The 13,799-nt window shown below is 73.3% G+C and carries 11 protein-coding genes; 4 read left to right on the forward strand and 7 right to left on the reverse strand.

Annotated features, from left to right (window positions below; all coding sequences use genetic code 11):
• Window positions 1-99 precede the first annotated feature (99 nt).
• From ACGFT1_RS04960 to ACGFT1_RS04980, 5 genes are all read right to left on the reverse strand, one after another.
• Complete coding sequence (locus tag ACGFT1_RS04960; protein ID WP_373907581.1) at window positions 100-882, reverse strand: DUF1684 domain-containing protein; 783 nt, start codon at window positions 880-882, stop codon at window positions 100-102.
• Window positions 883-952: 70 nt separating this feature from the next.
• Window positions 953-2,044 carry an LLM class flavin-dependent oxidoreductase gene (locus tag ACGFT1_RS04965; protein ID WP_373907582.1) on the reverse strand — a complete coding sequence of 364 codons (1,092 nt, stop codon included), beginning with the start codon at window positions 2,042-2,044 and terminating at the stop codon, window positions 953-955.
• A 136-nt stretch (window positions 2,045-2,180) separates the two neighbouring features.
• The gene (locus ACGFT1_RS04970; protein ID WP_373907583.1) at window positions 2,181-2,942 is read right to left on the reverse strand and encodes an amino acid ABC transporter ATP-binding protein; all 762 of its coding nucleotides are present in this window, start codon (window positions 2,940-2,942) and stop codon (window positions 2,181-2,183) included.
• A 31-nt stretch (window positions 2,943-2,973) separates the two neighbouring features.
• Window positions 2,974-4,731 carry an FAD/NAD(P)-binding protein gene (locus tag ACGFT1_RS04975; RefSeq protein ID WP_373907584.1) on the reverse strand — a complete coding sequence of 586 codons (1,758 nt, stop codon included), beginning with the start codon at window positions 4,729-4,731 and terminating at the stop codon, window positions 2,974-2,976.
• The gene (locus ACGFT1_RS04980; protein ID WP_373907585.1) at window positions 4,728-5,585 is read right to left on the reverse strand and encodes an amino acid ABC transporter permease; all 858 of its coding nucleotides are present in this window, start codon (window positions 5,583-5,585) and stop codon (window positions 4,728-4,730) included. Before ACGFT1_RS04980 ends, ACGFT1_RS04975 begins: the two co-directional genes overlap by 4 nt.
• Window positions 5,586-6,025: 440 nt before the next feature.
• Between ACGFT1_RS04980 and ACGFT1_RS04985 the strand changes: the two genes are divergently transcribed.
• Entirely contained in the window at window positions 6,026-6,973 is a 948-nt protein-coding gene (locus ACGFT1_RS04985; RefSeq protein WP_373907586.1) for an ABC transporter substrate-binding protein, read from the forward strand.
• A gap of 503 nt (window positions 6,974-7,476) precedes the next feature.
• Window positions 7,477-7,914: a cell division protein SepF gene (locus tag ACGFT1_RS04990; protein ID WP_356821894.1), complete on the forward strand. Its 438-nt coding sequence runs from the start codon at window positions 7,477-7,479 to the stop codon at window positions 7,912-7,914.
• A gap of 36 nt (window positions 7,915-7,950) precedes the next feature.
• Here ACGFT1_RS04990 and ACGFT1_RS04995 read toward each other — a convergent pair whose 3' ends face one another.
• Both ACGFT1_RS04995 and ACGFT1_RS05000 read right to left on the reverse strand, forming a co-directional pair.
• Window positions 7,951-9,141, reverse strand: coding sequence for an acyl-CoA dehydrogenase family protein (locus ACGFT1_RS04995; protein ID WP_373907587.1), 1,191 nt, complete (start codon window positions 9,139-9,141; stop codon window positions 7,951-7,953).
• 100 nt (window positions 9,142-9,241) lie between these two features.
• Window positions 9,242-10,867, reverse strand: a complete 1,626-nt coding sequence (locus tag ACGFT1_RS05000) for an MFS transporter (RefSeq protein ID WP_373907588.1) — start codon at window positions 10,865-10,867, stop codon at window positions 9,242-9,244.
• 259 nt (window positions 10,868-11,126) lie between these two features.
• Here ACGFT1_RS05000 and ACGFT1_RS05005 point away from each other — a divergent pair, with 259 nt between their 5' ends.
• Both ACGFT1_RS05005 and ACGFT1_RS05010 read left to right on the forward strand, forming a co-directional pair.
• Window positions 11,127-12,437 (forward strand): mannosyltransferase family protein, encoded by a 1,311-nt coding sequence (locus tag ACGFT1_RS05005; protein ID WP_373907589.1) that lies wholly within the window; start codon window positions 11,127-11,129, stop codon window positions 12,435-12,437.
• 236 nt (window positions 12,438-12,673) lie between these two features.
• Window positions 12,674-13,696, forward strand: coding sequence for a phosphatase PAP2 family protein (locus tag ACGFT1_RS05010; protein ID WP_373907590.1), 1,023 nt, complete (start codon window positions 12,674-12,676; stop codon window positions 13,694-13,696).
• Window positions 13,697-13,799: the final 103 nt, after the last annotated feature.

Below are 13,799 nucleotides of genomic sequence, written 5' to 3' on the forward strand. Positions count from 1 at the left end.
CCGAACGGCCGGTCGGCACAAGGGTGCCTTTCGGCCGTCGCCCCCGAACCACTCGAAAGCATCAACACGCCCCGCACAGGCCCCGGGTGCGCACCCCGTTCAGCCCACCCGGCGCTCCCCCGCCGGCACCGCCACGTCCAGCGTGTTCCCGGGGGCCGGGAAGGGACAGAGGAAGTGGTCGGCGAAGGCGCACGGCGGGAGCTGGGCGCGGTTGAAGTCGGCGGTCGTGCGCCCCTCGGCGTCCGGCGCCCCGGCGAAGAGGAAGCGGAACCGGAAGCTCGTGTCGCCGCTGGTCGCGTCGGCGAACACCGCCCACAGCGCCCCGTCCGCCTGCCGCGCGACCTTCAGGGTCCGCTCCCGCCCGGCCAGGGTGAAGCGCAGCTCCCCGGCGAGGCCGAACCCGCGTTCGCGGCCGTCCGCGTTGCCGACCCGTACGGTGCGCGTGGCGTCGTACGGCGTGAACCGCGCCGGCACCGCCCAGTCCGGGTCGTAAGGGCCGGCCACGATGCCCGGGAAGGCGCGGCGGGCCTGTGCACCGGGGTCGTAGACGCGCACTCCCCAGACGCCCTCGCGGACCAGGACGACCAGCCGCTTCCCGCCCAGCGCGACCCGCGCTCCGGACTCCGGGCCGCGGTCGGCGGCCAGCCCGACCGTCCCCGCGAGGGGCCGGCCGTCCACGGTGAGGCCGTCGGTGTCGCCGGCGGTGAGCGTCACCCCGCCCTCTTCGGCCACCCAGGTCCCGGGAATGTCCGGAAGTCGCCCCTCCGGATAGTCCTCGATCCAGTGGGTCCCGGTCAGCGCGAGCGGTCCGTAGGGAGCCGTGACCGCCTCCACGCGCTTGTCGTGCCACTGCTTCCAGGCGTCGGACGCGTCCGTCGTCATGCCGTTGTCTCCTTTCGGGTGCGGCCGTCGCTCCCCCGCGGGAGCGGCAGGCCCGGGGTCTGTCGCCGGATCAGGGCGCGGGGTGCCGGCGGTGGTCCGTCAGCACGGCGCACCGGTGGGCGGGCCGGCCGAGGCCCAGGTGCTCGCGCAGGGTGCTGCCCGGGTAGAAGGTGCGGAACAGACCGCGGTGCTGGAGCAGCGCCACCGTGCCGTTGACCAGCCGTTCCAGGTCGCGGCGCGGTTCGACGGGGATCAGGTGGAAGCCGTCGGTGACGCCGTCGGCGTGCCAGGCGGTCACCAGTTCCGCGAGATCGACCGGGCCGCCCCGGTACAGCGGGCCCCGCGCGGTGGGCCGCGGGCCGCCCCCGCCGTGCCCCGGCCGGGCCGCGCACTCGCCGTCACCGAGGTCCACCAGCAGGCTGACCAGGATCCGCAGGGTGTCCGGGTCCCGGCCCGCCGCGCGGGCCCGTTCCCTCAGCCGGTCGCGCAGGCCGGCGGCCCGGGCCGGGTCCGCGGCCCGCACCAGGGCCACGTCCGCGTACCGGGCGGCGACGGTGAGAGCGTGGTCGTCGGTGGCGTCGCCCACACGGACGGGGTGGCCCTGCGGCGGCCGGGGCACGGTGGAGGGGGCCCGGACCGGGGACCCGGTACGGGTGAAGCCGACGTGGTGCGGGCGGTCCCGGTTCGGGAACCGGCCGGTGACCGCGTCCCGGACTCCGCCCCGGACCTCGGCGCCGTCCTGAGAGCCGTCCCCCGGCCCGGCCGCCGCGCCGGCGATCCCGCCCGCCTCCCGCCACGGCGTCTCCGGCGGCGCCGCGGGCGGCCGGCCGCACAGCCGGGACTCCTCCTCGGTGGCCGGCACCTCGGTCCGCCAGCCGGCCCGCCCGCGGCTGACCCGGTCCAGGGCGGCCACGGCGGCCCGCACCTGGAGGGACTCGCCGTCGGCGGAGGTGACGGTCGGCACCAGCCCGATCCGCCGGGTCGCGGGTGCCAGCCGGGACAGCACGCCGAGCGCGTCGGGTACGGGCCGGGTGAAGGAGTCGCCCAGCGTCACGAAGTCCAGCCCGCCGCGCTCGGCGAGCAGGGCCAGTTCCGCGCAGGTGGCCGCGTCGGGCGTGCCGGGCTGGTCCACGGCGGCGGCGAGGTGCAGCAGACTGCTCATGCCGGGCGCCTTCCCGGTTCCCGCTCGCGCCGCGACGGCGGGCCGCCACCCGGACGCGGCCGGGAGGCCGTCCACGCCGTCCGGACGGCCGGCGCGGTGCCGGCCGCGCCGTCTGCGGTGACCACGTCCGCCATCCTCACAGCACCTTCGCCAGGAACGTCCGTGTCCGTTCCTCCCGCGGAGCGCCGAGCACCTCCTGCGGCGGACCCTGCTCGACGATCCTCCCGTCGGCCATGAACACCACCGTGTCGGCGACCTCCCGGGCGAACGCGATCTCGTGCGTGACGACGATCATCGTGGTGCCCCGCGCCGCCAGGTCCCGGATGACATCGAGGACCTCGCCCACCAGTTCGGGGTCGAGTGCCGACGTCGGCTCGTCGAACAGCAGCAGCTTCGGCTCCAGCGCCAGCGCCCGCGCGATGGCGACCCGTTGCTGCTGCCCGCCGGACAACTGCCGGGGGTAGGCGCCGGCCTTGTCCGCGAGCCCGACCCGCGCCAGCAGCCGGCGCGCGTGCTCCAGCGCCTCCTCGCGGGGCCGCTTCAGCGCGGACACCGGCGCCTCGACGACGTTGTCCAGCACGGTGAGGTGCGGGAAGAGGTGGAAGTTCTGGAACACGAACCCGATCCGGGTGCGCTGGCGCAGCACCTCCCGTTCCGGCAGCTCGTACAGTCTGTCCCCGGCGCGCCGGTAGCCCATCAGCGCACCGTCCACGCTGATCTCGCCGCGGTCCACCTTCTCCAGGTGGTTGATGGTGCGCAGCAGCGTGGACTTGCCGGAGCCGGACGGGCCGAGCACGACGGTGACCTCGCCGGCGCGCACCTGGAGGTCGATGCCCCTGAGCACGTCCAGCGGGCCGAAGCTCTTGTGCACCGACCTGATGTCGACCATGACGGTCATGGCGGGTGAGTTCCTTTTCGAGTCGAGGGGTTCAGGCGGCCAGGCGGCCGGCCAGGTCCCGCAGGAAGACCAGCGCCGCCCGGGCGGTGGCGTCGTTCTGCCGGAACGCGGGTCCGCCGGTGCGGGGGCGGGTGAAGGCACCGGGGGCACGGGTGTCGGTGTACGGGCCGAGCGCGAAGCGCCGGGGGTGCGGGCGCCCGGCGCCGTCGAGGACGCGGCCGTCGCTGGGGTCGACCCGGAGCAGCCCGCCGGGGGTCGCGGCGGCGCCGTCGGCGTGCAGTTCGCGCAGCAGGCCGTCCCGGGCCCGCCCGACGGTGGGCTCGGGCAGCCGGGCCTCGACCAGCGCCCGGGCCTCGACGGAGAACCCGGGCACGGTGGAACCGGCCGCCCGGAACACCCCGTCCTCGGCGGTGACGGTCATGCCGGCGCCGACGAACTTCAGCAGCCCGGCCCGGGACAGCGCGAGCATCTGCCGCAGTCGCGGCCCGGGCGGCCCGGACGCCAGGTAGCTGAAGAACCCGTGCCACCGGGGCCCGATGTCCCCGAGCCGCACGAGCTGTCCGTAGACGGAGAGCAACCCGAGGAAGACGCCCAGGTCCGCGCTGTGCGCGGGGTCGTGACGCCGGTCCAGGTCGGCTTCGACGTAGTCCCTGAGCCCCGCCTGGAAGTCCTCGTGCGAGGCGTACCGGACGCCGTCCAGCGGGCGGTCGAGCGCGGCGAGGTCGAGCCGGTCGGCCGGATCCGGTACGGCCGCGGCGACCAGCGCCCGCGTCTCGGCGGGGTCGCCGGCCACCGCGTACTTCCTCTCGAAGTCCGCCCAGGCCATCGCCGTACGCCCGGGGTGGGCGGTGAACAGCCGGTGGTAGTGGGCGAAGCCCAGTTCCTTCTCGACCAGGGGCCACACATCGCGGCGGAAGTCGAAGCCGCCGGGCCGGGCCAGCAGTTCCGCCACCTCGGCGGGGCCGAGGAACCGGGGCAGCGGGGGACGGTCGCCGGTCCAGTCGTAGCCGATCTTGGAGTGGTACGGCACCCCGCGCCGCGAGCCGACGTACAGCACCGGCTCGCGCCCCGAGGGGAGGTACGTCTGCCCCTCGTACCGTCCGCCGCGTCCCTCGGTGAGCAGCACCATCAGGTCGACGAAGGCCAGGCCGAACCCGCGGACGAGGACGGGTTCGCCGGGTGCGAGCGGCGAGAGGTCGCTGTCGGCGGTGAAGTCGGGCGGCAGGTGCACCAGGCCGTGTTCGCGGGCGTACCGCGCCAACCGGTCCTGTTCCGCGTCCGGTTCGCTGTCCAGGTGGCCGAGGGTGAGGATCACCAGGTCGGCGAGGAGGGGCCGCGCGAGGCCCTCCAGCCACACCTGCTGCCGGCCCTCGCGCGGGCCGCCGACCCGGAGGGCGCGCCGGGGGTGGTGGTACACGCAGACGTTCGCGGGAAGGTCGGCGAGGGCCCGCTCGTACACCCAGCGCAGATAGCGGCCCTGGACCCGGCGGCCGGCGAAGACGCGGCCGTCGAGCCGGGCCCACTCGTGCAGGGTGGGCCCCTCGCGCACCGGGCCGTCCATCGCCACCGTCTCGTCGGTGAACATGGTGACGTCCTCGGCGTGCGAGTTCATCCACAGCAGCGGCGACTGCTCCTCGCGCCAGATGCGTCCGCCGCCGGGTGGATGGGGGTCGACCAGATGGATGTCGAGGCCCGAACCGGTGTACAGGCCGGGCGCGTTGGCGGCGAGGCGTTCGAGGATGCCGGTCCCCCGCGGCCCGGCTCCGACGATCACCAACTGCTGTCTCATCGGGTGCTCTCCGTGCCACGGGCGTAGCGCTTCTCGACGTAGTACTGGCCGACGCCCAGCAGCGAGGTGACCACGGCGTACCAGAGGGTGGCGACCATCAGCAGCGGGATCACCTGATAGGTGCGGTGGTAGATCAACTGGGCGGAGAACAGCAGGTCGTTGACGGCTATGACGCTGACGATCGAGGTGCCCTTGAGGGTGCCGATCAGCATGTTCCCGGCCGGCGGCACGATGGAGCGCATCGCCTGCGGCAGCACGATCCGCCACCAGCGCCGCCACCGGCTCAGGCCGAGGGCGTGGGCCGCCTCGATCTGGCCGCGGTCCACGGAGAGGATCCCGCCGCGGACGACCTCGGCGGCGTAGGCGGCCTCGTGCAGGGTGAGGCCGACGATCGCGACGGCCACCGGGCCGAGGAGGTTGACGGTCCGCACGCCGAACACCTGCGGGTACAGCGCCCCGATGTTGAACCACAGCAGGAGCTGCACCAGGATCGGGATCGACCGGAACAGCCACACGTAGCCCCAGCTGACCGCGCGCAGCACGGGGTTGGCGGACAGCCGGAACGCGGCGAGCAGGGTGCCGAGGGCGAAGCCGAGGACCATCACCACCGCGGTCAGCCACAGCGTGAGCCACAGTCCGCGCAGGACGGAGTCCGAGGTGAAGTAGTCGGCGACGACGTCCCACTGGAACGCCTTGTTGTGTACGACCGAGTTGACGGCCAGGCCGAGCGCGACGAGGACGGCGACGGCGGCGGCCCACTGCCCGTACCGGCGCTGCGGGACGATCCGGGGGACGTCCGCGGGCTCGGGCAGATCCGGGACCGTGGGGACTTTGGCGAGGGTGTCGGATGACATGCGAAGGCTCCGTGACGGGGTGGTCCCCCGCTCGGCGAGGCCGGGAGCGGGGGAGAGTCGTCGATACGGGGTGGTGCCTTCACACGAAACGCGCCGCACGGCGCGTTACGGCCGAGCCCCTCAGCAGGGCCGCACCCCGAGAGTACGGGGGCGTTTCCCTCCGCTGTCAAGGCTGTCCATACTGTGAGCGGTACATCTCAACTCGGTTGACGCAGAACCGCATGCCTGTTCCACTTGGCCCATGCATCCACAGCAGTGGCTGGTCACCCGCTCCCACATCGACTTCGGTCGCGTGTGGTCCTCTTCCTGTTGAGCTGACCCCCTGCGCGCACCCGCCCTCACGGCGGGCGCACTCGCGTTCTCTTGCTTCTCCGCCTTCACACGCGCTCCCCTCCCCTCGCGTTGTCGCACCCCCTTCGGCTTCAGGAGACCGCTCCCCGATGCGTACGCCCGCCTATCGGCATTTCCTACCTTTTGTCAGCATCACGTCGGCCGCCCTGCTCCTCACCGCCTGCGGTTCCGGGTCCGGCGACCAGGACGGCACGGACGCCTCCGGGGTGGCGGCCGGGTCCGTCAAGGTGCCCACCACGGACGTCGTCTCCGCCGAGAAGAAGGACGAGGCCGCGGCGAGGCTGCTGCCGGCGGGCACCACCGGCCTCACCGTCGCGGTCAGCATCGGCGGCACCCCGCCCGGCACCACCTACCTCGCCGACGGCACGACCCTCACCGGCCAGGACGTCGACTTCACCAAGGCGGTCGCCCGGGTCCTGGGCATCGAGCCGAAGCTGGAGCAGGCGAGTTTCGAGGCGATCCTGCCCGCCCTGGACAGCGGCAAGTACGACGTCGGCGCGAGCAACTTCGGCGTCACCGACGAGCGGCGCAGGACCATCGACTTCGTCACCTACATCAACGACGGCCAGGGCTTCGCCACCCGCGAGGACAGCAAGCTCTCGAAGATCACACGGCTGACGCAGCTGTGCGGCCTGAACGTCGCGACCGCCGCCGGCACGACCTTCGAGGCCACGCTGGAGGAGAACAAGCACGTCTGCGCCGACGCGGGCAAGAAGGCCTACCGGGTGCAGACGTACGGGGAGACGAGCGCGATCTGGTCCTCGCTCCAGCAGGGCCGCAGCGACGTCGTGATGTCCACGATCAACGGGCTGCGCTACGCCGTCGCCCACCAGCAGGGCCTGAGATTCCTCAACGAGTTCCACCGCCTGGACGTCGGCTTCGCCTTCAAGAAGGGCACCGCGCTGGCCCCGGCCTTCCGGGCGGCGGTGAACAAGCTGATCGCGGACGGCACCTACGACAAGATCCTCGAGAAGTGGGGCACGACGGGCTCCGCCGTCGACACGTCGCGGATCTCCCCGCCGGAGCTGAAGAACTAGGGCCTCCGGCCCTGCCCCGCGCCCGAGCCCCCGGCGAAGCCGGCCGAAGAGCCCCCGGCCCCGCCGGGGGCTCGGCGCGTCCCGGGCCGGCGCGGCGCCTGAGCCGTCGTCAGGGCGCATATGAGCAGCCCGTCATAACGTGTCACCATCCTCGGGACCCGGCCGTGGTCGCGGCCAGGGCGCGGGCCTCAGCCCGCGCGCCGGTACACCGTCCGCATTCCGCACGCGCGATCTGCCGGTTTCGCCCGTACTGTGGTACGACGTTGGGGTTCACCCATACGCACTGTGCATCACCCGTCCGCCGCGTACCATCATATTTCACTCTCAGTCAGCACCCGTATGAGTCTCGCCCCTTGGGGCACAAGGACTCTCGACGGATCTGCTGTGCACCAGTACCGTCACAAACCCCCCGCGCGGCGTCTATCCACTTGGCGCACCGTCCGCATCATGGATGACCATAGGGATACGGAAAGCAAGAAAGAACGCTGTGAGAGGAGGCGTCCATGGGATCGGTACGCAAGGCGAGTGCGTGGCTCGGCCTCGTCGACGACAACGATGACGAGCGCTACTACGACGACGACTACTCCGAGGGCTCCGAGTCCGGGGACGCCTGGGTCACCGACCCGCGCGTGAAGGTGGCCACGGACACGGCCGACGAGAAGGACCGCAGAATCGGCACGGTCACCCCGGACAGCTTCCGGGACGCCCGCGCCATCGGCGAGCTGTTCCGGGAGGGTGTCCCGGTCATCATGAACCTCACCAACATGGAGCCCGGCGACGCCAAGCGCGTCGTGGACTTCGCGGCGGGGCTCATCTTCGGATTGCGCGGTTCGATCGACCGTGTCTCCAACCGGGTGTTCCTGCTGACCCCCGCCGACACCGAGATCATCAGCGGTGAGGCGTCCTCGCACCGCTCCGACGGCTTCTTCAACCAGAGCTGAGGCGGGGCCGCTCCCGGCCCCGCTCCCCGACGGGGCTCACCGGAAGGCGTCGAGCCCGGTGAGCGCCTTGCCCAGCACGAGCTGGTGCATCTCGACCGTGCCCTCGTAGGTGAGCACGGACTCCAGGTTGGTCGCGTGCCGCATCACGGGGTATTCGAGGGAGATCCCGTTGGCACCGAGGATCGTCCGCGCCGTGCGGCAGATGTCGATGGCCTCGCGGACGTTGTTGAGCTTGCCGAAGCTGACCTGCTCGGGACGCAGGCGGCCGGCGTCCATCCGCCGCCCCAGATGGTGGGCGAGCAGGATGCCCTTGTGCAGTTCGACCGCCATGTCGGCGAGTTTGGCCTGGGTGAGCTGGAAGCCGCCGATGGGCCGGCCGAACTGCTCCCGCGTCCGCGCGTACTCCACGGCCGCCTCGAAGCTGCTGCGGGCCGCGCCCATCGCGCCCCACACGATGCCGTACCGGGCGTGCGAGAGACAGCTGAGCGGTCCGCGCAGTCCGGCCACCTCGGGCAGCACGGCCGCGGCGGGCAGCCGTACGTCGTCGAGGAGGAGTTCGCTGGTGACGGAGGCGCGCAGGGACCACTTGTGCCTGATCTCGGGCGCCGAGAAGCCGGGGCTGTCCGTGGGCACGACGAACCCGCGGATGCCGCCCTCCGTCTGCGCCCACACGACGGCGACGCCGGCCACGGACCCGTTGGTGATCCACATCTTGCGGCCGTTGAGCACCCAGTCCCCGCCGTCCCGCTCGGCGCGGGTGCGCATCGAGGCGGGGTCGGAGCCGTGGTCGGGCTCGGTCAGCCCGAAGCAGCCGATCACCTCACCGGCGGCCATGCGGGGCAGCCACTGCTGCTTGTGCTCCTCGCTGCCGAAGCGGTGGATGGCGTACATGGCGAGGGAGCCCTGCACCGAGACCAGGGAGCGGATGCCCGAGTCGGCCGCCTCCAGCTCCAGACAGGCCAGCCCGTACTGCACGGCGCTCGCGCCCGCGCATCCGTAACCGGTGAGGGACATGCCGAGCGCGCCGATCGAGCCCAGTTCGCGCGCGAGGTCCCGGATCACGGGCAGCTCGCCCTTCTCGTACCAGTCGGCGACGTACGGCAGGACACGGTCGGCCGCCCAGCCGCGGACGGTGTCCCGGACGGCCAGGTCCTCCGGCTCCAGCAGGTCGTCGAGCCCGAGCGGGTCGGCGGGGTCGAACGGGGGCAGCTTCGCGGACGCGGACATGGAACACCCTCCGGGACACGGGAACGGAGTAAAACTAGCACCGCTAGTCACAGCTCTGCGGCCGACGTTACGGTGCGCTCTCCCGCACGTCCAGAGCGGCTCAGGCGGAGACCCTCGGCCGGCCGCCCGCCGCCTCCGCCTCCCGCGGCCCCGGCACCTCCGGTCCGTTTCCGCCCGGCTCCTCGCCGCACTGCATGGCCCGCGGCAGCCGCAGGGCCATCAGCGCGCCCAGCAGCAACAGGCCCGCGCTCACCAGCAGGGTCACATGCAGCCCGTGCACGAAGGAGTCCCGCGCCGCCCGGCGCAGCGCGGCCCCGGCGGGCCCGCCGAGCCGTCCGGCGACCTGGTAGGCCTCGCCGAGCGAGTGCCCCGCCGCCCGGGCCGCGTCCCGCGGCACGCCCGGCACCGACCGCAGCGCCGGGGCGTAGGCCGCGTTCATCACGCTGCCCAGCAACGCGATGCCGATACCGGCCCCGAGCTGGTACGACGTCTCGCCGATCGCCGCGGCACCGCCGGCCCGGTCGGCCGGGGCCTCGCTGAGCATCGACTCGTACGCGCCGAACAGCGTGGTCTCCAGACCGAAGCCCAGCAGCACGAAGCCGGCCAGCAGCAGCGGCGGGTCGTCGGCGCCGCCCATCACCGTCAGGGTGAGCACGGCCGCCGCCGTCAGGCAGAAGCCCGCGGACACCATGCGGCGTGGCCCGAAGCGGCGCAGCATGCGCGCGCCCGCCAGGCCCGCCGCCATCGCGGCCACGGTCAGGGGCAGCAGCCTGAGGCCGGTCTGCAGGGGCGACAGGCCGAGCACCAGTTGCAGGTACTGGGCGGCGATCAGCTCCAGGCCGACCAGCGCGAGCATGGCCAGCACGATGCAGCCCACCGAGGTGCTGAACGCGGGCCGGCGGAACATGCGCAGATCCACCAGGGGATACGGGAGCCGCCGCTGGCGCCGTACGAAGAGCAGGAGGAGACCCGCGCCGGCCAGCAGCGGCAGCGCGGTGAGCGGACTCGCCGCCGCCCGCCCGCCGCCGAGCCGCTGCACGCCGAGGACGACAGCGAACAGGCCGGCCGCCGCCGTCAGCGCGCCGGTCACGTCCCAGGGGCCGTCGCGCTCCCCCCTCGACTCGGGCAGCAGGAGCCGGCCCACCGGGAGGCTGATCAGCATCAGCGGGATGTTGACCAGGAAGACCGCGCCCCACCAGAAGTGCTCCAGCAGGAAGCCGCCGAGCAGCGGTCCGACCGCCGCGCCGACCGCCGCCACCGCGCTCCAGACGCCGATGGCGAGGGCGCGCTCGCGCCGGTCGGGGAAGACCTGGCGGAGGATCGACAGGGTCGCGGGCATGATCATGGCGCCGCCGACGCCGAGCAGCGCGCGGGCGAGGATGAGCATCTCGGCGGTCCCCGAGAACGCGGCCGCGGCGGACGCCACGCCGAAGAGGGCGTAGCCGAGCAGCAGGACGCGTCTGCGGCCGACCCGGTCGCCGAGAGTGCCGAAGAGGATCAGCAGCGCGGCGCAGACCAGTGGATAGACGTCGACGATCCAGAGCAGTTCCACGGCGCCGGGCCGGAGGTCCTCGGTGACGGCGGGCACCGCCACGTGCAGCACGGTGGCGTCGAGGGCGACGAGCAGCAGGCTGGCACAGAGGACGACGAGGACGACCCAGCGGTGGGCATCCGCCCCGGGCGCCCGACGGCGCGGCCCTGCGGCAGCCGTGATCGTCCCGGACATGTACGTACCTCCCAGAAGATCCCTCGTGTGGGGCGGACCGGCGGGGTGGGGACTCCCTGCCTTATGGCCGGGAATGAGCGGTTTCCCGACCCGCGCGAACCCATGCGAGTGACTCGTCAGCGTACGCGAGTCCACCGCACGGCCACGTGGCGGACATCTCACGCGCGCGACGAGACCCGTGTGGCGTACGCCACGCCCTCCTCCCCCGACCGCGCCCCGGCGGCCGGTACCGTTCCGGGCGCGGTCGATAATCGGGCCCGTGACCGATCTCGCCGCGCGCGCAGCCGCGCCCCCCGCCTCCCTCCCGCGCCGGGCGGCCCCCGCCCTCCTCGGCTACGCGGCGGTGCGCGTTCTGGGGCTGGCCGTGCTGACGGCGTGGAGCGCCGCGCGCGGCAGGAGCGCGTACACCTTGCTGACCGCACGCTGGGACTCGCTCTGGTACACCCGGGTCGCGGAGGGGGGGTACGGCTACGAGGTGCGGCTGCCGAACGGGGACGTCCACTCCAGTCTGGCGTTCTTCCCGCTGCTGCCGTGGCTGGAGCGGCTCCTGCACACGGTCGCCCCGCTGTCGTACGCAGACGCCGGTTTCGTGGTGAGCCTGCTGGCGTCCCTGGCCGCGGCGGCCGGGATCTTCGCGGTCGCCGACCGGGTGTACGGACCCCGGGCCGGGGTCTGCGCGGTGCTGCTGTGGGCGGTGCTGCCGGTCGGGGCCGTGCAGTGGATGGCGTACAGCGAGTCGCTGTTCACGGCGCTGGCGGCCTGGGCGCTGTACGCGGTCCTGACCGGGCGGTGGCTGACCGCGGGCGCGCTCGCCGCGCTGGCGGGGCTGACCCGTCCGGTGGGGCTGGCGGTGGTCGCCGCGGTGTGGGTGGCGGGCGTGGTCTCGTTCGTGCGAGCGCGCGGCACGATGCGCGCGCCGGGCGCTCCAAGCGTCCCCCGAGCCCCGGCGCGTACACCGGGCGGGCCGGCCGCCTCGCACGCTCCGGCGCTCACACCGGGCGCGCCGATGGACACCCGCGCCCCCGCGCCCGTACCCGACCCGCCCGGCGCACCGCCCACCTCGCGCGCCCCCGCCTGGCGCCGTGCGCTCGGCATGCTGATCGCTCCGCTCGGTGCCGCCGGTTACGTCCTCTGGGTCGGGCGGCGCACCGGCCACGGCCCGCTCGGGTACCTGGACGTCCAGGCCGGATGGCGCAACGGGTTCGACGGCGGCTACGCCTTCGCCCGCTTCGTGGCCGACAAGTTCACGTCATTCCCGTCGGCTCTCGCCGGCCTCGCCCTGATCACCGGCGTCGCCCTGCTGATCTGGCTGTACGTCACCGGCGTCCACCGGCGGCAGCCCGTGGAACTGCTGGTGTACACGGGGACCGTCCTCGCCCTCGCCCTGTGCGCGTCGAGCTACTTCGGCTCCAAGCCCCGGCTGCTGATGCCCGCCTTCCCGGTACTGCTGCCGCTCGCCTGCGCCCTGGCCCGGCTGCGCACCTCCCGAGCCGCCCTGGTCGCGGCGGGGTTGGCGGGCGCGGCGGCCGTCTACGGCGCGTTCTGGCTGAACGGCTCCGGTCCGCCGTGACCGGCCCCCGCGCCGATGGCCGCCGGGAGAAATCCACGCCAGGACCCGGTTAACACATTCATAAGCGCCATATAAACAACACCCGGCATGATCAAAGGAATTGACCCGAGTGGCCTCGCTCGATTGCGGAATCCCGTGAATTCGGGCGGCCCTTGAGAGGTTTGCCACATCACATCGTCATCACAAAGCCGCTGTTTCGACCGGGGACCCAGCTCACTCGCTGTAACGTCGATTGGGTGCGTACCGAACGAAACCTCATCCGGCGTCTGGACCGGGTGTTCACCAGACTGGACCGTGAGCCGGAACGACCGGCTCACATCGATGTGCCGAGGATGAGCCGGCACCGGGTCGTCCTGTTCTCGGCGACCCTGGCTTTCTACCTGGCGATCGTGTGGGCCGTGGTGACCACCTCCTGGCTGGTCCGGCTGGACTGGCAGGTCATGTTCTTCCGGCCGTACCAGCAGTGGCCGCAGATCCACGCCTTCCTCGACTACTACGTGGTGCTCGGCCAGCGCGGTCCCACCGCCGTGATGGTCGCGGCCTGGCTCGGCTGGCGCTCCTGGCGGCAGCACACGCTCCGCCCGCTGCTGACCCTGGCCGCCTCGCTGCTGCTGCTGAACATCACGGTCGGCGCCGCCAAGCTCGGCATGGGGCGGCTCGGTCCGCACTACGCGACCGTGATCGGCTCGAACGAGATGGGCCTGGGCGGCGATATATTCCCCAGCGGCCACACCGCCAACGCGGTCGTGACCTGGGGAATCCTTGCCTATCTGGCCTCCACCCCGAGAGCGCGCCGCTGGCTGTCGGCCCTCTCCGCGGTCACCTCGCTCGGCGTCGGCCTCACCACCGTCTACCTCGGTACGCACTGGCTGAGCGACGTACTCCTCGGCTGGGCCGCGGGCCTGCTGATCCTGCTCGCCCTGCCCTGGTTCGAACCGCTGATCGCCCGGGCCGAGCAGGGGATCTTCGTCCTGCGCGACCGCCTGCGCGCCCGCGGCGGCCTGCCCGTGCCGAAGCCGGCCGCGCCGGTCAGGCCGGTGGCGCTCCGGCCGCGCGGCGTCCCGGCGGAGCCGGCGCACGTCCGCGAGCCGGTGTCCGCGACCCGGTCCTCCCGGGGCGCGGCCCACCTGGCCCCCGGGCCGCACACGGCCCGTTCGGAACGCACCCCGGTCACCCCGGTGGGCAGCCGCCGCCCGCCGCACGCCGACCGTCTCCCCCGAGGTACGTCCCAGCCGGCCCGCCCCCTGACAGGCGGCTGACGGCGGGAACGGCGACGGGGCCCGGTACGCACCACCACCCCGCGCCACGGCGAAGGCCCCGCTCCCTGCCAGGGAGTGGGGCCTTCGCCGTGTCCGTGTCGCC

Origin of the sequence: Streptomyces sp. Y20 (genome assembly GCF_043195475.1) — a bacterium.
Lineage (GTDB): Bacteria > Actinomycetota > Actinomycetes > Streptomycetales > Streptomycetaceae > Streptomyces.

Coding starts and splice junctions, on each gene's coding strand:
- ACGFT1_RS04995 (WP_373907587.1), bottom strand. CDS start 9,141: ATGTCCGCGTCCGCGAAGCTGCCCCCGTTCGACCCCGCCGACCCGCTC.
- ACGFT1_RS04965 (WP_373907582.1), bottom strand. CDS start 2,044: ATGAGCAGTCTGCTGCACCTCGCCGCCGCCGTGGACCAGCCCGGCACG.
- ACGFT1_RS04975 (WP_373907584.1), bottom strand. CDS start 4,731: ATGAGACAGCAGTTGGTGATCGTCGGAGCCGGGCCGCGGGGGACCGGC.
- ACGFT1_RS05000 (WP_373907588.1), bottom strand. CDS start 10,867: ATGTCCGGGACGATCACGGCTGCCGCAGGGCCGCGCCGTCGGGCGCCC.
- ACGFT1_RS04960 (WP_373907581.1), bottom strand. CDS start 882: ATGACGACGGACGCGTCCGACGCCTGGAAGCAGTGGCACGACAAGCGC.
- ACGFT1_RS04970 (WP_373907583.1), bottom strand. CDS start 2,942: ATGACCGTCATGGTCGACATCAGGTCGGTGCACAAGAGCTTCGGCCCG.
- ACGFT1_RS04985 (WP_373907586.1), top strand. CDS start 6,026: ATGCGTACGCCCGCCTATCGGCATTTCCTACCTTTTGTCAGCATCACG.
- ACGFT1_RS04990 (WP_356821894.1), top strand. CDS start 7,477: ATGGGATCGGTACGCAAGGCGAGTGCGTGGCTCGGCCTCGTCGACGAC.
- ACGFT1_RS04980 (WP_373907585.1), bottom strand. CDS start 5,585: ATGTCATCCGACACCCTCGCCAAAGTCCCCACGGTCCCGGATCTGCCC.